The following is a 22,784-nucleotide window of genomic DNA, read 5'->3' on the forward strand; positions in this document are numbered from 1 at the left end:
GGAACTGCCCGAACCGCCGGACTACGTGCTCCACCGCGCCTGGCTCGACGCCCGGGACGAGCAGAGCGCTGCCGAGGCCTGGCGCGACGCGCTGGACGGTGTCACCGAGCCCACCCGGCTCGTCCCCGACGACCCCGGTGAGCAGGAACTCCCCGACCAGCAGACGGTGTGGGTCGACGCCGAACTCACCGAGCGCATCGCGGCGTTCGGCCGGGAACGGGAACTGACGCTGAGCACCCTCACCCAGGCCGCCTGGGGCCTGGTGCTGAGCGCCCACACGGGTCGGCGCGACGTCGTGTTCGGCACGGTCGTCTCCGGCCGGCCCGCCGAGGTGCCCGGTGCGACGGAGATGATCGGCCTGTTCGTCAACACCGTTCCCGTACGCGTCACCGTGCGCCCCCAGGAGACGCTCGCCGCTCTGGCGGCCCGCCTCCAGGACGAGTTCACCGCCCTGCTGCCCCACCACCACCTGGGCCTGGCCGCCATCCAGCGGGCGGCCGGACACGGTGTCCTCTTCGACACCCTCACCGCCCTGGAGAACTACCCGGCCGACGGCATCCCCGCGCTCGCCGGGGCCACCGGCCTCGGCCTGGAGGAGATCACGGGCCGGGACGCCACCCACTACCCGCTGACCTTCGCCGCCGTGCCCGGCGAACGGCTCGCCCTGCGCGTCACCCACCGCCCTGCGGCCGTCACCCCGGCACGCGCGCGGGAGCTCGCCGGACGCGTCGAACATCTGCTGAGGGTGCTCGTCACCGCCCCGGACACCCGCGTGGCCGCCCTGGACGCCCTGACGGCCGCCGAACACGCGGAGCTCACCGCGGACCGCGCCGGGCCGCCGGCCCCCGCGCCCCGCACCTGGGCCCGGCTCGTCGCCGAACAGCGCGACCGCAGGCCGGACGCCGTGGCCGTGGACGCGCCGGACGGCTCCCTGACCTACGCGCAACTGGACCTGCGGGCGAGGGAATCGGCCGGGACGCTGCGCGCGGCGGGGATCAGGCCCGGACAACTCGTCGCGGTGATCCTGCCGCGCTCCGTCGACCTGGTCGTCGCCCAGCTCGCCGTCCAGCAGGCGGGCGCCGCCCACCTGCCCATCGACCCGGACTACCCCGAGGACCGCATCGCCGCGATGCTCCAGGACGCCCGTCCGGCGGGGATCCTCACCCACCGGGCGCTCGCCGACCGCTACCCGACGGCGCTGTACACGGACGCGCCGCCGCCCGCGGCAGCGGAAGCCTCCGCCGCGACCGCCCCGCACCCCCGCCACGCCCCGGCCACGGATGTCACCCCCGACCACCCCGCCTACGTCATCTTCACCTCCGGTTCCACCGGACGCCCCAAGGGCGTGGTCACCCCGCACCGGGGCCTCACCGCCCTCGCCGCCGCCCAGGCGGAACGACTGGGCATCGACGACGGCAGCCGGGTCCTCCAGCTGGCCTCCCCGTCGTTCGACGCCTCCGTGATGGAGACGCTGATGGCCCTGGCGACCGGCGCCACCCTCGTCGTCCCGGAACCGGGTCCGCTCGCCGGACCGCTCCTCGGCGAGACGATCGCGCGGCGCCGCGTCAGCCACGCCCTGATCCCGCCCACCGCCCTCACCGGCCTCGAACCGGACGGGCTCGACCACCTGCGCACCCTGATCGTCGGCGGCGAGGCGTGCACCGCGCCGCTGACCGCCCGCTGGGCACCCGGCCGCCGCATGATCAACGCCTACGGGCCGACCGAGGCCACCGCCTGCGTCACCATGAGCGCGCCCCTGGCCCCCGGCGCGACCCCGCCCATCGGCACCCCGCTGCACGGCGTCCGCGTCCACGTCCTGGACACCCTGCTCCGGCCCGTGCCTCCCGGCGGGACCGGCGAACTGTACGTGGCCGGACCCGGCGTCGCCCAGGGCTACCTGGGCCGTCCCCGGCTCACCGCCGAACGCTTCACCGCCGAACCCGGCGGCCCGCGGGGCAGCCGCATGTACCGCACCGGCGACCTGGTGTCCCGTACCCCGGAGGGCTCCCTGCTCTACCACGGACGCGCCGACGACCAGGTGAAGATCCGGGGCTTCCGCGTCGAGCCGGGGGAGATCGTCGCCGCCCTCCAGGCCCGACCGGAGATCCGCGCGGCGGCCGTCGTCCTGCGCCAGGACGACCCGGCGGGCCCGCGCCGGCTGGTCGCCTATCTGGTACCTGCCGCGCCGTCCGGCGGCAGCCGGCCCGAGGCGGGGCGACTCGACACCGCCGCCCTGCGCACCGCCCTCGCCCGCGTCCTGCCCGACCACATGGTGCCCAGCGCCTTCGTGGGCGTTCCCGGGCTGCCGGTGACCGCGAACGGAAAGCTGGACCGCGACGCGCTGCCCGCCCCCGACTTCGGCGCGGCCGCCGGCGACACGGCCCCCGAAGGGCCGGCCGAGGAGACGCTGGCCGCGATCTTCGCGGAGGTGCTGGGGATCCCGTCGGTGGGCGCGGAGGACAGCTTCTTCACCCTCGGCGGCGACAGCATCCTCTCCATGCGACTGGTGGCCCGCGCCCGCGCCGCGGGCCTCCGCCTCACCCCGCGCGAGGTCTTCGAACTGACCTCGGTCCGGGCGCTCGCCGCGCTGGCCTCCGGCCGGGAGCCGGACCCGGCAGCCGGACCGGCGGCCTCCGCCCTCCCGGACAGCGGCCCCGCGCCCCTCACGCCCATCATGCGGTGGATCGCCGAACGGCCCGGCCCCACCGGCAGGTTCAGCCAGTCCATGCTGCTGACCCTGCCGCCCGGGATCACCCCGGCGGCCACGGCCGAGGTGCTGGGCGCGGTCCTGCGCCACCACGCGGTCCTGCGCGCCCGCATCGACCTGGACGCCGGGACCTTCGTGGTCCCGGAGCCGGCCGACGGGCCCGCCCCGGCCCTGGACGAGGGCCCCTCCGCCACGGGCGCCGACCCCGGGGCCCTGGCCCGCGAGGTCGACGAACTCGCCACCGGGCTCGACCCGTCCCAGGGGCTGATGGTGCGGGCCCGCAGCTATCCGGGGAACGCGGGAGAGCCGGGCAGGCTGCTGCTCGTCGTCCACCACCTCGCCGTCGACGGCGTCTCCTGGCGCATCCTGCTCGACGACCTGGCCCAGGCCTGGGGCGACGTGTCCCGGGGGCGCGCCCCGCACCTGCCGCCCGCGACCACCTCGTTCCGGAGCTGGGCCCACGCGCTGGGCCGCCAGGCGTCCGCGCGCGCGGGCGAACTGCCCGTCTGGCAGGGGATACTGGCCGCACCCGACCGGCTTCCCGCACCGGCCTCCGGCCGCGCCGAACCGCCCGCCCTGGGCACGGTCGCCGACGCCCGCCACCTCGTCCGGACCCTGGACGGCGCGCACACCCGCACCCTGCTCACCGGAGCCGCCGAACACCGCGGCGCCCGCGTCCAGGACCTCATGCTCACCGCCCTCGCCCGCGCCGTGCGCGAGTGGAGCGGGCGCGAGCGGGTGGACTTCGCGGCCCACGTCGAGGGCCACGGCCGGGAACAGCAGATCGAGGACGGCGCCGATCTCTCCCGTACCGTCGGGTGGTTCACCAGCCTCTACCCCGTACGTCTGGCCGCGACGGCCGCCGAGCCTCCCGGGGACACCCTCGCGCGGACCCGCGATCATCTGGCACGCCTTCCCGACAGCGGGATCGGCTACGGCCTGCTGCGGTACGCGGCGCAGCCCCCCGCGGGTCTCCGTCCTGAGGAGACGGACGGCCCCGGCGCCCCTCTGATCGCGTTCAACTACCTGGGGCGCTTCGGCACGGCGCCAACCGGCGGGGGAGCGGCCTGGGCCCCGGCGCCCGGGGCCGGCGTGCTCGGGGGCGCCGTCGACGCGGGGCTGACCATGGCGCACGCGGTCGAGATCAACGCCCTCACCCGGGACACCCCCGAGGGCCCCCTGCTCGACACCCGGCTCACCTGGGCCCCGGCGGCCCTCGACGACCGGGCGGCGCACGCCCTCGCCGACTGCTGGCAACGCGCGCTGACCGCCCTCGCGGCGGACGCCCCGCCGCCCCCCGGGCCGGAGCCCACGACCGGGCCGGCCGACCCGTCCGCGGCCCGGCCCACCGACAGGCCCGCCCACGGACTGTCCCCGCTCAGCCCCGAACAGACAGCCAAGCTCGAAGCACAGTGGAGGAACCGGTGAGCGCGGACCACGGCCTGGAAGACATCCTTCCCCTGGCGCCCCTTCAGGAAGGCCTGCTCTTTCACGCGGACCTCTCCCACGCCCCGGGAGGCCCCGGCGCGACCGGTGGACTCGACGTCTACACCATGCGTCTGGTCTTCCGCCTCGACGGCGACCTCGACACCACCGCCCTGCGCCGCGCGGCGGACACCGTGCTGGACCGCCACCCCCACCTGCGGGCGGCCTTCCTCCAAGAGGGCCTCGACCGGCCCGTCCAGGCGATCCCCCGGACGGCCGAGGTGCCCTGGCGCGCGATCGATCTGCGGGACGCCCACCCCGACCGGCAACGGGCCGAGGAACAGCGGATCCTGGACGAGGAACGCGCTCACCGCTTCGATCTGACCCGGCCCCCGCTGCTGCGGCTCACCCTGCTGCGACACGGCGACCAGGACCACACCCTCGTGCTGACGGCCCATCACATCCTGCTGGACGGCTGGTCGGTACCCCTGCTGGGCAAGGAACTGTTCACCGCCTACGCCCAGCACGCCAAGGCCCCCGCCGCTCCCGCCCTGCCCGCGGTCCGCCCCTACCGGGACTTCCTGGCCTGGCTGGCGGCCCAGGACCGCCCGGCCGCCGAGAGCGCCTGGCGCGAGGCGCTCGCCCCGCTGGCCGCCCCCACCCTCCTCGCACCGGCCACCGCCGGCGCGGCCGTGCCCGAGCCGCCCGTCCAGCTCGATCTGCGGCTCTCCGCCGCGACCGGCGAAGCGCTCGGGGCGTTCGCGGCGGCCCGGCAACTGACCACGGCCACCGCCCACCAGGCGGCCTGGGGGATCACCCTGGCCCGGCTGACCGGTCGCGCGGACGTGGCGTTCGGCACCACCGTCTCCGGCCGTCCCGCCGACCTCGACGGCGCCGAGTCCATGATCGGGCTGTTCATCAACACCCTCCCGGTCGTCGTGCACGCACCCGCGCGCGCCCCGCTCGCCGACGTCGCCGCAGCCCTCCAGGCCGACCGCGCGAAGCTCCTCGGCCACGAACACCTCGGACTCCCGGACCTTCAGCGACTGGCCGGGACCGGGGAGCTGTTCGACACCCTGCTGGTGGTGGAGAACTTCGGCGTCGACACCCGGGGGCTCGCCGACGCCCAGGCGGCGGGCGGTCTCACCGTGCGGTCCGTCCGAGGTGAGGACGCCACGCACTACCCCGTCACCGTCGTCGTCCACCCGGGTCCCGAGACCCGGATCGCCCTGCGCTACCGGCCCGACCTCGTCACCGCCGACCGCGCCCGGGCCCTCGGCACCGCCTACGTCCGGATCCTGGAGGCCCTGGCCGCCACCCCCACCGCCCCGGTGGGCGCCGTCGGTCTCCTCACGGCCCAGGACCGCCGCCGCGTCCTCGACGACGGAGAGGCCGCCCTCGCCCCCGGGACCGAGGAGCGAACCGGGACCCTCCCCGACCGGTTCGCGCGGGCCGTCGCCCTGGAGCCCGACGCCACCGCCGTGACCGATGGCGACCGGGCGCTGAGCTACCGCGAACTCGACGCCCTGTCGGACCGGGTGGCCCACCTGCTGAGCGCCCACGGCGCGGGCCCCGGCACCTGCGTGGCCCTCTCGCTCGAACCCTCCGCCGAGCAGATCGGCGCGATCCTCGGCGTCCTGAAGACCGGTGCGGCCTACCTGCCGCTGCCCGCCGACGCCCCCGCCGACCGCATCCGCCCCCAACTCGCCTCCGCGCGACCGGCGACCGGCCTCACCGCCTCCGCGCGCCGGCGGGACGGCCTGCCCGCCACCGACGGGTCCGCGGACCGCCCCGGCGCGGGATGGCTGACGCTCGACGACCTCCCGCCGGCGGACCCGGGGGTCACCCCGTACACCGTGCCGGGCATCTCCCCGGCCGACGCCGCCTACGTCATCCACACCTCCGGCTCGACCGGACGCCCCAAGGGCGTGGTCGTCGAACACCGCAACGTACTGCGGTTGCTGGACGCCACCGACGACGACTTCGGGTTCGGCCGGGACGACGTCTGGACGCTCTTCCACAGCTACGCCTTCGACTTCTCCGTCTGGGAGATCTTCGGGGCCCTGCTGTACGGCGGACGCCTCGTCGTCGTGGACCACGCCACGACCCGCGCGCCCGAGGAGTTCGCCGCCCTCCTGCGCCGCGAACACGTCACCGTGCTCAACCAGACCCCGTCCGCCTTCCACCAGCTCGCCGACGTCCTGCTCGGCCGGGAGGCCGGCAACGGAGGCGAACTCGCCCTGCGCACAGTGGTGTTCGGCGGCGAGGCGCTCGACCCCGGACGGCTCGCGGGCTGGTTCGAGCGGTACGGCGACGACGGCCCCGAGCTGGTCAACATGTACGGGATCACCGAGACCACCGTGCACGTCACCCACCGCACGCTGGAGGCCGCCGACACGGACGCGACGGCGGTCCCCACGAGCCCCGTCGGGCGTCCCCTCGACGACCTCGGCGTCCGGCTCCTCGACGCCGCCCTGCACCCCGTCGCCCCCGGGGCGACGGGGGAGCTGTACGTCGCCGGGCCCGGCCTGGCCCGGGGCTACCTCGGCCGGCACGCCCTCACCGCCACCCGCTTCGTCGCCGACCCCTACGGGCCGCCCGGCACCCGGATGTACCGCACCGGGGACCTCGCCCGCTGGACCGCCGACGGCGAACTCGACCACCTCGGGCGCGCCGACGAACAGGTGCAGATCCGCGGCTTCCGGGTGGAGCCCGGCGAGGCGCGCGCCGCGCTCGCCGCACTCGACGAGGTCGCCGACGCCGTCGTCCTCGCCCGCCCCGCCCCCGGCGGCGGCACCCGGCTCCTCGCCTACGCCACCCCCGCCGCCGGCCCGCTCGCCCCGGAACGGCTCCGCCGGGCCCTGCGCGAGCGGCTCCCCGACTACCTCGTCCCGGCCGCCGTCATCCCCGTGGACCACTGGCCGCTGACCGTCAACGGCAAGCTCGACCGCAACGCCCTGCCCGAACCCGAGGCCGCAGCAGCCACCCCCGGCGGGCGCGCCCCGGCCACCCCGCAGGAGGAGATCGTCGCCCACCTCTTCGCGGACATCCTGGAACGCGAACGGGTCGCGGCCGACGACGACTTCTTCGCCCTCGGCGGCCACTCCCTCCTCGCGACCCGCCTCGCCTCCCGGATCCGGGCGGCCCTCGACGTGTCCCTGTCGGTACGCGACGTCTTCGAGGCCGCGACCGTCGCCGCCCTCGCCCGCCGCGTCCAGCACGCCGGACGGGCCCCCGAACCGCTGCGGCCCCGGCCGCGCCCCGCCGACCTGCCGCTCTCCCCGGCACAGACCCGGCTCTGGTTCCTCCAGCAGCTCCACGGCGTCGGGGCCGACTACAACATCCCCTTCGCCGCCCGGCTGACCGGCCCCCTCGACCTTCCCGCGCTGCGGGCCGCCGTGACCGACGTGATGACCCGCCACGAGTCGCTGCGCACCGTGTTCCCCGCCACCGACGGCCGCCCGCGCCAGCACGTCGTCGAGGAGTCCGACCTCCCCGCCCCGCTCACGGTCACCGACGCCACCGGCGCCGACGGGGAGCTCCGGCGGTACATCGAGGAGACGGCCGCCACACCCTTCGACGTCGAACGGGACGTGCCGTTGCGCGCGGGCCTGCTGCGGCTCGCCCCCGACCAGCACCTCATCGTGCTGGTCGTCCACCACATCGCCGCCGACCAGTGGTCGGCCCGACCGCTCCTCACCGACCTCGCCACCGCCTACGCCGCCCGCACCGGGGGCGCCGCCCCCGCGTGGCCGCCGCTGCCCGTCCAGTACGCAGACTTCACCCTGTGGCAGCGCGAGGCCCTCGGCTGGGACGACGACGCGCCCGCCGCGGACGGCCCGGCCGCCGCCCAGCTCGACCACTGGCGGACCACGCTGTCCGACCTGCCCGCCGAACTGCCCCTGCCCACCGACCGGCCGCGTCCGCCGGTCCCCAGCCATCGCGGCGGCTTCGTCCGCTTCACCGTGCCGCCCGGGGTGCACACCGCGATGCGGGCGCTCGCCCGGACCGAGTCCACCTCCCTGTTCATGGTCGCCCACGCGGCGCTCGCCGCCCTCCTCGCCCGCACCGGGTCGGGCCGGGACATCGTCATCGGCACCCCCGTCGCCGGCCGCCACGACACCGCGCTGGACGACCTCGTCGGCTTCTTCGTCAACAACCTCGTCCTGCGCACCGACCTGTCCGGCGACCCCTCCTTCCGCGACCTCCTGCGCCGGGTGCGGGAGGCCGACCTCGCCGCCTACGCCCATGCCGACATCCCGTTCGAACACCTCGTCGACGCGCTCGCCCCGCACCGCTCCCTGGCCCGCCACCCGATCTTCCAGGTGATGCTGGCGTACGAGAACCGGCGGACGGGCGAGATCGGGCTGCCCGGGCTCACCACCACGACCGTCCCGGCGTACGGCCGCTCCGCCAAGTTCGACCTGACCTTCACCCTCGCCGAACGCGACGGGGCCGACGGCATCGAAGGCGTCCTGGAGTACGCCGAGGACCTCTTCGAGCCCGCCACCGCCCGGGCGCTCGCCGACCGTCTGGTCCGCCTCCTGACCGAGGCCGTCACCGCCCCGGCGACCTTGCTGCACCGGCTGGAGGTCCTCGGCCCCGCCGAACGCGCGGAACTCCTCGGCCGCCCCGACGGCCTGGGCGCCCCGCACGGCGACTCCTCCACCACCCTGCCCGGCCTCTTCGACGCGGTCGCCGCCGCCCACCCCGACGCCCCCGCCGTCGCCGGACCGGACCTCGCCACGGGAGACCGGACCGAACTGGACTACCGGGGGCTCGACACCGCCGCGAACGCCCTGGCCCACGACCTCATCGCCCACGGGGTACGGCCGCAGGACCGGGTGGCGGTCATGCTGCCCCGCACCGTGGAAGCCGTCGTCGCCCTCCTCGCCGTCGCCAAGACCGGTGCCGTCTACCTCCCCGTCGACCCGGACTACCCGGCGGAGCGGATCGCGCACATGCTCACCGACGCCGCCCCCACGCTCGTCCTCACCACCCCCGGAACACCCGCCTCCGACGGTGTACCCCGGCTGGAGACCGACGGGGCCCTGCGCACCCGGTCCGCCGACGACCCGGGGCTCTGGCGCACCCAACGGCCCGACGCGGCGGCGTACATCATCTACACCTCCGGCTCCACCGGCCGGCCCAAGGGCGTGGCCGTCACCCACACCGGGCTGCCCGCCCTCGCCCGGACCCTCGCCGACGCCTTCGGGGCCGGACAGGGCGACCGGGTCCTCCAGTTCGCCTCGCTGAGCTTCGACACCTCGGTCTGGGAAATCGTCATGGCGCTGTTCTCCGGAGCCGCGCTGGAGATCGTGCCCGCCGACCGGCGCCTGGGCGAACCGCTCGCGGCCTTCCTCGCCGAGCACCGCGTCACCCACCTCACCGTCCCGCCCGCCGTCCTCGCCGCACTCCCCGAGGACGCCGTCGCCCCCGGCACCACGCTCATCGTCGCCGGGGAGGCCTGCACCCCCGCCCTCGTCCGCGCCTGGGCCGGGCGCACCCGCATGTTCAACTCCTACGGCCCCACCGAGACCACCGTCGACGCCACCCTCTGGCGCTGCGACCCCGACCGCCTGCGCGCCGACGACAACAGCCCGGTCCCCGTCGGCGCGGCCGTCGCGGAGACCGCCGCCCTCGTCCTGGACGCGGCGCTGCGGCCGGTACCGCCCGGCACCCCCGGTGAGCTGTACGTCGCCGGGTCCGGGCTCGCCCGCGGCTACCTGGGCCGCCCCGGCCTCACCGCGACCCGCTTCGTCGCCGACCCGTACGGCGCGCCCGGCACCCGGATGTACCGCACCGGCGACCTGGCCCGCCGCCGCTTCGACGGAGAGCTGGAGTACCTGGGCCGGGCCGACCACCAGGTGAAGCTGCGCGGCTTCCGCATCGAACTGGGCGAGATCGAGTCCGCCCTGACCGCGCTCCCCGGCGTACGCCAGGCCGCCGCCGTGCTCCGCGAGGACCGGCCCGGCAGCAGACTGCTCGCCGGCTACGCCGTCCCCCGGACGGGGGCCGATCTCGACCCCGGTCGTCTGCGCACGGCGCTGGCCCGCACCCTGCCCGACTACGCCGTCCCGGCGACCGTGACCGTGCTGCCCGCCCTGCCGCTCGGCCCCACCGGCAAGGTGGACCGCGCGGCGCTGCCCGCCCCGGCCACCACCACCGCCGACGACGCCCCGCCGACCGGCGCCGCCGCCGCACTGGCGGGACTGTTCGCCGACGTCCTGCGCCTGGACGCGCCGCCCGGCGGTGACGACTCCTTCTTCGCGCTCGGCGGCGACAGCATCTCCTCCATCCAACTGGTCTCCCGGGCACGGCAGTCGGGCCTGGTGGTCAGCGCCCGGCAGATCTTCGAGCACCCCACCCCGCGCGCCCTCGCGGAGGTGGTCGCCCCGCACGCCCCGGCCGGCCCTCGGCCCGCCGCCTCCGGCCGGGACGTCCCGGCCGCGTTCACCCCGCTCATGCACTGGCTGCGCCGCAGCCCGGACCACTGGGGCGCCTTTCACCAGTCGATGCTGGTCACGGTGGCGTCCACGCTCACCGAGGGCCGGCTGCGGACCGCGATCGGGCACCTCCTGGCCACCCACGACCTGCTGCGCGCCCGCGTCACCACCGATCACCCCGACGGCCGCCCCCGGCTCACCCCCCTGGGCCCCGCGCCCGACCCGGCGACGCTCCTGACCGTCGCCCCGGTCACCGGCGACGACACCGAGCTGCGCCGCGCCGTCGACGCCCAGTCGCGCGCCCGGGCCGGCGAACTCGACCCGGAACAGGGTCCCTTGATCCGGGCCGTCTGGTTCCCGCGCGGGCCCGGACGGGACGGCCGACTGCTGCTGCTCGTCCACCATCTGGCCGTCGACGGAGTGTCCTGGCGGATCCTGCTGCCCGACCTGGCGCACGCCGTCGCCACCGGAACACCCCCTGCCCGGCCCGGCACCTCCTTCGCCCACTGGGCGGACGCCCTCTACGGGGACCCCGGGCGCTTCGCCGCCGAGCGGGCCCACTGGGACGGCGTGCTGGCGGACCGCCCCGCCCCGCTCGTCCCCCCGGACGCCGCCGGCACCCCGCACACCCCGGGCGAACTCCGCACCGAACTGGCCCCCGAGCTCACCGCGCCCCTGCTCACCGCCACCGCCGCCGCGTTCCACGCGCGCCCCGACGAACTCCTCCTGGCCGCGCTCGTGCACGCGGTCGGCGGCGACCGCCCGGTCCTGGTCGACCTGGAGTCCCACGGCCGCCACGAGGAACTCGTCCCCGGGGCCGACCTCTCCCGCACCGTCGGCTGGTTCACCACCCAGTACCCCGTCCGGCTGGAGCCCGGCACCGGAGGCGTCGGCCAGGACGTCAAGCACGTCCGCGAGCGGCTCGCGGCGGTCCCCGGCCGGGGCGCCGGCTACGGGGCGCTCCACCAACAGGCCCCCAGCGGCGCCCAGATCGCCTTCAACTACCTGGGCCGGTTCACCGCCGACACCCCCCACGGGCACTGGGCCCCCGCCCCCGAGTCCGACGCCGTGCACCCGGGACCCCAGCCCGTCCTCCTCGGCGGACACGTCCTGGACCTCAACGCCTCCACCCTCGACGGCCCCCGGGGCCCCGTGCTGACCGTCCGCTGGACGTACGCCGCCGACCTCATCGGCCCCGACCGGATCCGGGCCGTCGCCGACCGGTTCACCGCGGCCCTCACCGAACTGGTCCGCCGCCGCGACGAACCCGGCTTCGCGGGACACAGCGCCGCCGACTTCCCGGTACCGCTCGACCAGCACGAGATCACCGAGCTCGAAACGGCGGTCCCCGCACTCGACGGCGTACTGCCCCTGACCCCCCTCCAGCACGGTCTCGCCTACCACGCGCTGACCGAGGAGGCCGGGACCGATCCCTACGTCGTCCAGCTGGAGCTGGAGATCACCGGACCGCTCGACCCGGACCGGCTGCGCGCGGCCGCCCGGGACGTGATGGACCGGCACGCCAACCTCCGGGCCGGGTTCCGCCGCCTCGCCACCGGCCGCCTGGTGCAGTTCACGACCGCCGACGCCCCGCCGCAGTGGACCGAGCACGACCTGCGCGCCCTCCCCGACGCCCACCCCGGCCGCACCGCCCTGGTCGTCGACGACCGCGCCCGCCCCTTCGCCCCGGACCGGCCCCCGCTGCTGCGGTTCACCCTGATCCGCACCGCCGAGGACCGGTGGCGGCTGCTGTTCACCAGCCACCACCTGCTGCTCGACGGCTGGTCCACGCCGCTCCTGCTCACCGATCTCTTCGACGCCTACGCCGGACTGCCCCCGGTGCGCCGCCGCCCCTACGCGGACTACGCGCGGTGGCTCGCCGGCCGCGACCGGCCGGCCGCCGAAGCGGCCTGGCGCGCCGCCCTGGACGGCGTCACCGAACCCACCCTCATCGCCCCCTCCGGCGGCCCGTCCACCGCCCTGGTCCCCGAGGAGACCGCGACCGTCCTCGACCCCGCGCTCACCGCGGCGCTCCAGGACCGCGCCCGCGCCACGGGCACCACCCTGAACACCCTCGTCCAGACCGGCTGGGGGCTCGTCCTGTCCCGGATCACCGGACGCGACGACGTGGTCTTCGCCAGCGCCGTGTCCGGCCGCCCCGCCGAACTCGACGGTGTGGAAGGGATGCTGGGCCTCTTCGTCAACACCCTGCCCACCCGGGTACGGACCGCCCCCGCCCGCACCCTGGGCGAGGCGCTCACCGACCTGCACGAGCGCCAGGTCGCCCTGCTCGACCACCAGCACCTCGGACTCGCCGACATCCAGGGCATCCTCGGCATGCCCACGCTCCTGGACACCATGACCGTCTTCGAGAACTACCCCTTCGACGACGACGCGCTCTCCCGCAGCGAGAGCGCCGCCGGACTCGACGTACGCGGCGTCGGCGGGCGGGACGCCACCCACTACCCCCTGACCCTCGCGATCACCCTCCAGGGCGACCGGCTGCGGCTCGTCCTCAAGCACCGCCCCGACCGCTACGACACCCCGGCCGCCCGGGCCGTCCTCGACCGGCTGACCCGGGCCCTGGAGCACCTCGCCCACCGGCCGGACCTCCCCGCCGGCCGGCTCGACCTCGCGCCGGAGACCTCGGCAGGCCTCACCGGGCAGCCGGGCGCCCCCGCCGCCCTCGGCTGCGCCGGCACGGTCGCCGCCGTCGCCGCGAGGACCCCGGACGCCATCGCCGTGCGACCCCTCGACGGCGGACGGCCGGTGACCTACGCGGAACTCGTCGCGCGGGCCGCCCGGTTCGCGGACCGCCTGCGGGACGCCGGGGCCGGACCCGAGCAGGTGGTCGCCCTCCTGCTGCCGCGCTCCGTGGACCTGGTCGTCGCCGAACTCGCCGCCGCCTGGACCGGAGCCGCCTATCTCCCGCTGCACCCCGACTGGCCCGCCGAACGCGTCCGCACCGTCCTCGGCGCGGCCGGCGCGGTCGCCCTGGTCGCCGGGCCCGGGGGCGCCACCGCCGCGTACGGTCCCCAGCCGGTGCTCCACCCGCCCGCGGACCACGCGCCGGCGGGACCGCCCGGTGTGCCGCCCGCGACCGCGGCCCCGCACCGCCTCGCCTACGTGATGTACACCTCCGGCTCCACCGGCGAACCCAAGGGCGTCGCCGTCCCCGAAGCCGCCGTCCTCGCCCTCGCCTCCGACAGCCGGTTCGCCGGCGACGCCCACCGGCGGGTACTCGTCCACTCGCCGCACTCCTTCGACGCGGCCACCCACGAAATCTGGGGCACCCTGCTGCGCGGCGGCGAACTGCTCCTCGCCCCCGACGCGCCGCTGGACCCAGCCCGCTGGCGCTCGCTGCTGACCGGCGAGGAGGCCGCCGGGCCGACGGCACGCAGGGCCGCCGGAAAGGCCGCGGTCGCAGGCGCGGGCAGCGCCTGGTTCACCGCCGGACTCTTCGCCCTCCTCGCCCAGGACGCCCCCGAGACGTTCACCGCCCTGCGCGAGGTGTGGACCGGCGGCGACGTGGTCGCCCCCGGAGCCGTGGCCGCCGCGCACGCCGCCGCGCCGGGACTCCGCGTCGTCAACGGCTACGGACCCACCGAGACCACCACGTTCGCCACCGCCCACCCCCTCGACCCCGAAGCGCCCCACGCAGGGCCACTGCCCATCGGAGCGCCGCTCGACGGCACGACCCTCCGGGTGCTCGACACCGCCCTCCGCCCCAGCCTGCCCGGAGTGCCCGGCGAGCTGTACATCGGCGGAGCCGGGCTCGCCCGCGGCTACCACGGCCGCCCCGCCCCCACCGCGGCACGCTTCGTCGCCGACCCCCACGGGCGGCCGGGGGAGCGGCTGTACCGCACCGGCGACCTGGTGCGCGTCCGGCCGGACGGGGCCCTGGACTTCCTCGGCCGCACCGACGACCAGATCAAGCTGCGCGGCCACCGCGTCGAGCCCGGGGAGACCGAGGCGGCCCTCCTCGCCGAGGCGGGCGTCGCCGGCGCCGCCGTCGTCCTGCGCACCGACCTCCCGGGCGGCCCCGCCCTCGTCGCCTACGCGGTCCCCGCACCGGACACCGCCCTGGACACCGACGCGCTCCGCGCCCGCCTCGCCGCCCGCCTCCCCGACTACCAGCTCCCCGCCCACCTCGTCGCCGTCGCGGTGCTGCCGCTCACCGAGAACGGCAAGCTCGACCGCGCGGCCCTGCCCGCCCCCCGCACCGCCGAACCGGCGGGCCCCGGCCACCTGCCGCCCCACGACCAGCGCACCGAACTGCTCTGCCGGATCTTCGCCGACGCCCTCGGACTGCCCGGCTTCGGCCCGCACGAGGACTTCTTCGAGCGCGGCGGGCACTCGCTGTCCGCGATGAGCCTGGTCGGGCGGGCCCGGACACTCCTGGACACCGAGCTGTCCGTCGGCGACCTGTTCACCGCGCGCACCCCTGCCGCGACCGCCGCCCTGCTGCGCGGAGCCCGGGGGAGCGCCCGGTCCCCGGAACCGGCGCACCTGCCACGCCCCGCCGAACCACCGCTCTCCGCCGCCCAGCAACGCCTCTGGTTCCTCCACCGGCTGGAGGAGGAACCCACCGCCGCGTACAACGTCCCCATCGCCCTCCGCCTCACCGGCACACTCGACGAACGGGCACTGGAACAGGCGCTCGCCGACCTCACCGCACGCCACGAGGTGCTGCGCACGGTGTTCCCCGAACGCGAGGGCCGTGCCGTGCAGCGCGTCCTCGCCCCGGACGACGCCCCCGCACCCCTCACCGTCCGGACCACGACGCCGGACGCCCTGGACGCCGCGCTGGCCGGGGCCGCGACCCTGCCCTTCGCCCTGGAGCGGGAGACGCCGCTGCGCGCCGCCCTGTTCCGGGTGGCCCCCGAGGGCGGGGCGGGCCCGCGCCACGACGTGCTGCTCCTCGTCCTCCACCACATCGCCGGGGACGAGTGGTCCGTGCGCCCGCTCCTCGACGACCTCGCCACCGCCCTCGCCGCCCGCTCCGACGGCAGCGCTCCCCGGTGGGCGGCGCTGCCCCTCCAGTACGCCGACCACACGCTGCGACAGCGGACGCTGCTCGGCGACGAGGCCGACGAGGAGAGCGAGATCAGCCGGCAGGTCCGCTACTGGCGGGACCAACTCGCCGGGCTCCCCGCCGAACTGCCCCTCCCCGTGGACCGGCCGCGCAGGCCGGACACCGGCCACGACGGAGGCATCGTCGAGTTCGCCCTCTCCGCGGAGGTCAGCGCCGGACTGCGGCGGCTCGCCTCCCGCACCGGCGCGACCCCGTTCATGGTCGCCCACGCCGCGCTCGCCGTGCTGCTCCACCGGATCGGCGGCACCGACGACATCCCCGTGGGAACCCTCGTCGCCGGCCGCGACGACGCCGCCGTGCACGACCTCGTCGGCTTCTTCGTCAACACCCTGGTCCTGCGCACCGACGTCGGCGGCGACCCGACCCCGGCCCAGCTGGTGGCCCGCGCCAGGGCGGCCACCCTCGACGCGCTCGACCACGCAGACGTCCCCTTCGAGCGCCTGGTGGACCTGCTGGACGTCGAACGCTCCCTGGAGCGGCACCCGTTGTTCCAGGTGATGCTGAACTACCAGACCCGTACCGCGGAAGGACCGGAACTCGGCGGCCTGGGCAGCACGCCCGTCGCGGTGCACACGCACACCGCCAAGTTCGACCTCACCGTCACCCTGGTCCAGGAACCGGGCGCCGACGGCGTGCTGAACGGGGGCATCACCTACCGCACCGGACTCTTCGACGAGGCGACCGTACGCGGCATCGCCGACTGGTACGAGCGCGTCCTGGCCGCCTTCGCCGAGCGGCCCGAGCGGCCCGTGGGCGGTATCCGCCTGCTCACCGAAGACCAGCGGCACCGGCTCCTCGACTCCTGGAACAGCGCCGAGGAGCCGGTGCGGGTGCTGTCCGTCGCCCGGGAGTTCGCCGAGCGGGCCGCCCTGGAACCCGACGCCCCCGCCGTGATCGACGGCGACCGCACCGTCCCGTACGGCGAACTCCTGCGCGACGCCCGGTCGCTCGCCGCCCCGCTCCGCGCCCACGGGGTGCGCCGCGGCGAACCCGTCGCCGTCCTGCTGCCCCGCTCCGCGGGCCTGGTCACCGCCGCCCACGCCGTGCTCCAGGCCGGCGGCGCCTACCTGCCCCTCGACCCGGACCACCCGGCGGCCCGGCTCTCCGCGATGCTCGACGCGAACCCGCCCGCCGTGCTCCTCACCGACCGCGCCCACCGGGACCTGCTGCCCGACGGGTTCGACCGGCCCGTCCTGCTCCTCGACGACCCGCGCCCGCCCGCGCCCGCCGGCCCCGCCCCCGCCGCACCCCACCCCGCGCAGCCCGCGTACATCCTGCACACCTCCGGCTCCACGGGCCGCCCCAAGGCCGTCGTCGTCCCGCACGGGGCGCTCGCCAACCGGCTCGCCTGGACCCAGCGGCGCTTCCCCCTGGGGCCGGGGGACCGCATGCTGGCCAAGGCGGCACCCGGTTTCGACGTCTCGGTCTGGGAGCTGACCGGGCCCCTGCTCGCCGGGGCCGCCGTCGTCGTCGCGGGACCCGACGGGCACCGGGACCCCGCCTGCCTCGTCCGGCTGATCCGCGAACACGGCGTCCACGCCGTCCACTTCGTGCCCTCGATGCTCGCCCTGTTCGCCGCCGAACCCGACGCGGCGCACTGCACCTCGCTGCGCTGGATCTTCAGCGGCGGCGAGGCCCTCACCGACACGCTGGTGCGGCGCTGTGCGGAGGTGTTCGCCGCCCCCGTCGTCAACCAGTACGGGCCGACCGAGGCGGCCGTCGACGTCACCGCCCGCCCCGCCGTACCCGGCGAAGGGCCCCTCGTCCCGCTCGGCGCCCCGGGTGCCGGAACCCGCGCCTATGTGCTGGACGCGGCCCTACGGCCCGTACCGCCCGGGGTGAGCGGCGAACTGTACCTGGGCGGAGCCCAGCTGGCCCTCGGCTACTCGGGCCGGAGCGCGGGGACCGCCGAACGCTTCGTCGCCGACCCGTTCGGCGCACCGGGGGAGCGGCTCTACCGCACCGGCGACCTGGCCCGCTGGAACGGGCGGGGCGAGCTGGAGTACCTGCGCCGCGCCGACGACCAGGTGAAGCTGCGCGGGGTACGGATCGAACCGGCCGAGGTGCGCACCGCCCTGCTCGGCCACCCGGACGTCCGGGACGCCCTTGTCCTCGTCCGCGACGACCTGCCGTCAGGGGCCGCCCGGCTCGTGGGCTACGTCACCCCCGGCGACCCGGCCGCGCCACCGCTCCCCGCCGACCTGCTCGCCCACGGCGCGAAGCTCCTGCCCGCGGCCCTGGTGCCCTCCGACGTCGTCGTCCTGGACCGCTTCCCGCTCACCGTGAGCGGGAAGGTGGACCGCTCCGCGCTCCCCGCGCCCGCCGTCGCGGACCCCGCGGCGGGGGAGCGGCCCAAGGACCCGGCCGAGGAGCTCCTGGCCGAACTGATCGCCGACCTGCTGAAGCTCCCCGCCGTCGGGCGGGAGAGCAGCTTCTTCGCCCTCGGCGGCGACAGCATCACCTCCATCGTGCTGGTCAGCGCCGCCCGGCGGAGGGGTCTCGTGATCAGCCCCCGCGACGTCTTCGAGCAGCGCACCGTCTCCGCCCTCGCCCGCGTCGCCCGCCGGGAGGAGGCCGCGGCCCTGGTCCACGACCCGGGAGCCGGAGCCGTACCGCTCACGCCCGTCATGCACGCGCTGCGCCGGCGCGGCGGCGACCACCGCACCTACCACCAGTCCCTCCTGGTGACGACCCCGCCCGGCCTCACCGCCGAGCTCCTGCGCCGGGCGCTCGGGCGTCTCGTCGCCCACCACCCCGTTCTCGCCGCCCGGCTGGACGGAGCCGAGGACGGCACGTGGACGCTGCGCGTTCCCGAGGACCCGGCCCTCGCCGACGACGCGCTGACCACCGTGGGGTCCGCTTCCCTCGCGGACGCGATCACGGCGGCCTCACGCACCGCCGTCGGCGAACTCGACCCGTACAGCGGCCGGATGCTGCGCGCGACCCTGTTCGACCCCGGCGACGGGGGACCCGGCCGGCTGCTCCTGGTCGCCCACCACCTGGTGGTCGACGCGGTGTCCTGGCGGATCCTGCTGCCCGACCTCGCCCAGCTGTGCGCAGGACCCGGCGCCTCCCTGCCCCCGGTCGAGACGTCGTTCCGCACCTGGTCCCGGGCCCTGACCGCCACGGCCGCCGACCGCCGCGCCGAACTCCCCTACTGGAGCGAGGTGCTGGGCGGTGCCGGGCCCGCCCCGTACGGCCGGGAACCCGACCCCGCCACGGACACCCCGGACACCGTCCACCGGCTGATCACCACCGTCCCCGCGGACCTGGCCGAACCCGCGCTCACCGAGGTGACGGCAGCGTTCCACTGCACCGAACAGGACGTCCTGCTCACCGCGTTCGTCCTCGCCCACAGCCGCTGGCGCAACGAGGAGAGCACCCTCGTCCTGCTCGAAGGGCACGGCCGTGACGCCGCACTCCCCGAAGTCGCCGCCCCCGCCCGGACGGTGGGCTGGTTCACCAGCCAATACCCCTTCCGGGGGCGTCTGACCGAAGCCGGCCCCGACACCACCATCGCCGATCCGAACGCGGCCGGACGGCTCCTCAAGCAGATCAAGGAGCAGCTCCGCGCCGTCCCCGACCACGGCATCGGCTACGGACAGCTGCGCCACCTGGACGCCGCGTCCGGGGCCGCGCTCGCCGACCGCACCGAACCTCTGACCGGCTTCAACTACCTGGGCCGCTACGACGTCGGCGAGGCCGACGCCGCCGCGCCCGAACCCTGGACGCCGAGCCCCGAGTCGGCCGCCGTCTGGCGTCCGGCCCCTGCGCTCGGCGTCCACACCGCGGTGGATCTCGACCTCACCGCGCTGCGCCGCCCCTCCGGCACCGAGCTCTCGGTCAGCTGGCACCACGCGAGCCGCCTCGTGAGCGACGAGGAGATCACGGTCCTGGACCGCTGGTGGCGCACCGCCCTGGAGACCCTGGTGGCGGCCGCCCGCACCCAGGCCGCCGGGCACACCCCGTCCGACCTCGGCCTGCTGACGCTGAGCCAGGACGAAATAGACGAGTTCGAAGACGAGTGGAGGACCACGTGACCGGCGCACCCCAGGGACTGCAGGACATACTCCCGCTGTCCCCGCTCCAACAGGGGCTCTACTTCCTGTCGTCCTACGACGACAGCGCGCTGGACGTCTACAACGTGCAGCTCGGCCTGGACCTGACGGGACCGCTCGACACCGACCGGCTGCGCCGCGCCGTCGCGGCACTCCTCGACCGCCACCCCAACCTCAAGGCGGCCTTCCGGACCCGCCGCAACGGCGACCCGGTCACCGTCGTCCCGCACACCGTGGACATCCCCTGGCAGGAGACCGACCTCTCCGGCGTCGACGCGGCCGAGCGCGACCGGCGGGTCGCACGCCTCGCCGACGCCGACCGGCACACCCGCTTCGACCTGGCCCGGCCACCGCTGGTCCGCTTCACCGCGATCCGCCTGTCCGCCGAACGCCACCGGCTCCTGTTCACCCACCACCACCTCCTGCTGGACGGCTGGTCCACCGCCCGCGTCGTCCAGGAACTCTTCGCCCTGTACGCGGCCGACGGCTCGACCACCGCCCTGCCCGAGGTCCGCCCCTACCGCGACTACCTGGCCTGGGCCGCCGCCCAGGACACCGCGGCCGACGAGCGCGCCTGGCGCGGGGCGCTGGCCGGCCTCGACGGCCCGACGGTCATCGCACCCGGTCTCGACGGGCAGCCGCAGGCCCAGCCGGCCACCCGGGACGTGGAGCTGTCCCCGGGCTCCGCCAGGGCCCTGGCGGCCACCGCCCGGGCGCTGGACGTCACCGTGCCCGTCGTCGTCCAGACCCTGTGGTCCCTGGTCCTGGCCGACCTGACCGGACGCCGGGACATCGTCTCGGGAACCACCGTGTCCGGCAGGCCCGCCGAACTGGCCGGAGCCGATTCCATGGTCGGGCTGTTCATCAACACCCTTCCGGTACGCGTCCGGATCCGGCACGACGAGACCCTCGCCGAACTGGTCCGGCGCACCGCCGGCGAGCAGGCCGCCCTGCTGGCGCACCACCATGTCGCGCTCGCCCGGATCCAGAAGCTCACCGAGACCGGCGGCCCGCTGTTCGACACGCTGTGCGTGTTCGAGAACTACCTCGTCGACTCCGGACCCGACGACCCGGAGGACGCGCGGGAGAAGGAGTTCGCGGGACTGCGCGTCGAGGCCGTCACCGGCCGGGACGCCACCCACTATCCGCTCACCCTGGTCGCCGCCCCCGGGGCCGACGGAGGGCCGCTCCTGCGGCTGAGCTACCGCGCCGACGCCATCGGCGGGAGAGAAGCCGCGCGGATCGCCGCCCGGCTGCGCCGCGCCGTGGAGGAGTTCACCGCCGACCCGCACCGACCGCTGCCGCGCACCGACCTCCTCACCCCCGAGGAACGCGACCGGGTTCTGAACACCTTCAACGCCGACACCACCGACGTCGAACCCGCCACCCTGCCCGAACTCTTCGAACGGCAGGCCGCCGCACACCCCGACCGGCCCGCCGTCGAAGCGGCCGGACGCGTGCTCACGTACACGGAACTGAACACCCGCGCCAACCGGCTCGCCCACGCCCTCATCGCCACGGGCGTGGGCCCCGAGGACGTCGTGGGCGTCGCCCTGCGCCGGGGAGCCGACGTCCACATCGCCCAGCTCGCCGTCGGCAAGGCCGGCGGCGTCTTCGCCCCGCTCGACCCCGACCAGCCCGCCGAACGCCTCGCCGGCCTGATCGCCGGCAGCGGCGCCGCCGTCGTCCTCGCCCACTCCGGCACCGACCACACCCCCTGGTCCGGCGACGCGACCGTCATCGCGACCGACCGGCTGCCCGAGGGGCTGCCCGGCCACGACCCCACGGACGCCGACCGCCGCGCCCCCCTGCGCCTCCACAACGGCGCCTACCTCATCCACACCTCCGGCTCCACGGGCCGGCCCAAGGGCGTCCTCGTCGAACACCGTCCGCTCGTCGACCTCGTCACCTGGGCCCACGCCCGCTTCGCCACCCGGCCCGGCGACCGCGTCACCCAGTTCGCGTCCCCCAGCTTCGACGTCACCTTCGCCGAACTCGCCAACTCCCTCTTCGCCGGGGCCACTCTGGTGGTCGTCCCGGAGGAGGAGCGGGCCGGAGCACCGCTCGCCGACTTCCTGAACCGTGCAGCCATCACCCTGGCCGTGATCCCGCCGACCGTCGTCGCCTCCCTGCCGCTCGACGCCTCCCTCCCCGCGGGCATGTCCCTCGTCGTCGGCACCGAGGCCCTGCCCCCCGAGGTGGTCCGCGCCTGGGCCGACCGGCACCGCCTGTTCAACGCCTACGGGCCCACCGAGGCCGTGGTGAACTCCGCCACCTGGGAGGTTCCGGCCCGGTGGGCCGGCGGCCCCGTGCCGATCGGCCCCCCGGACGTCAACAAGCGCGCCTACGTCCTCGACGACGCCCTGCGCCCGGTCGCCCCCGGCGTCCTGGGCGAGCTGTACATCGGCGGCCCCGGCCTCGCCCGCGGCTACCTCGGGCGTCCGCTGATCACCGCCGACCGCTTCGTCGCCGACCCGTTCGGCGCGCCCGGGACCCGCATGTACCGCACCGGAGACCTGGCCCGCTGGAACGAGCGGGGAGAGCTGGAGTACGCGGGCCGCACCGACCACCAGCTGAAGATCCGCGGCTTCCGCGTCGAACCCGGCGAGGTCGAGGCCCGGCTCACCGCCCACCCCGCCATCGCCCAGGCCGTCGTCACCGGCCACACCGATGGCCGCGGCGTCCGCCGGCTCGTCGCCCACGCCGTCCCCGCCCCGGGCGGCGACCCCCGGCCGGCGGACATCGTCGCCTGGGCCGCCGAGGGGCTGCCCGACCACATGGTCCCCGCGGCGGTCGTGCTGCTCGACGCACTGCCGCTCACCGCGGCGAACAAGACCGACCGATCGGCCCTGCCCGCACCCGACTTCACCGCCACCGGTGCGGGGACCGCCCCCCGCACCGACCGGGAGAAGGAACTCGCCGCCCTCTTCGCCGACATCCTCCACCTGCCCGAAGTCGGCGTCGAGGAGAGCTTCTTCGCGCTCGGCGGCGACAGCATCTCCGCCATCCAGCTCGTCGGGGCCGCCCGCCGCAGGGGCCTCAGGCTCAGCCCC

The 22,784-nt window shown here is 76.3% G+C and carries 3 protein-coding genes (1 of these 3 cut by a window edge); all 3 read left to right on the forward strand.

Annotated features, from left to right (window positions below; all coding sequences use genetic code 11):
• A protein-coding gene (locus DTB53_RS22650; RefSeq protein ID WP_042495437.1) for a non-ribosomal peptide synthetase crosses the window boundary here: on the forward strand, positions 1-4,135 show its 3' portion. It extends 13,286 nt beyond the left edge of the window; only the last 4,135 of its 17,421 coding nucleotides appear in the window; its start codon lies off the left edge, out of view; its stop codon occupies positions 4,133-4,135.
• A complete protein-coding gene (locus DTB53_RS22655; protein WP_012377803.1) occupies positions 4,132-19,713 on the forward strand; it encodes a non-ribosomal peptide synthetase in 15,582 nt (5,193 codons plus the stop codon). Before DTB53_RS22650 ends, DTB53_RS22655 begins: the two co-directional genes overlap by 4 nt.
• Positions 19,710-22,784 (forward strand): non-ribosomal peptide synthetase (locus DTB53_RS22660; protein WP_172595282.1); only part of this gene is annotated, 3,075 nt, incomplete at its 3' end. The genes DTB53_RS22655 and DTB53_RS22660, both read left to right, overlap by 4 nt.

The organism is Streptomyces griseus (genome assembly GCF_900460065.1).
Taxonomy (GTDB): Bacteria; Actinomycetota; Actinomycetes; order Streptomycetales; family Streptomycetaceae; genus Streptomyces; species Streptomyces griseus.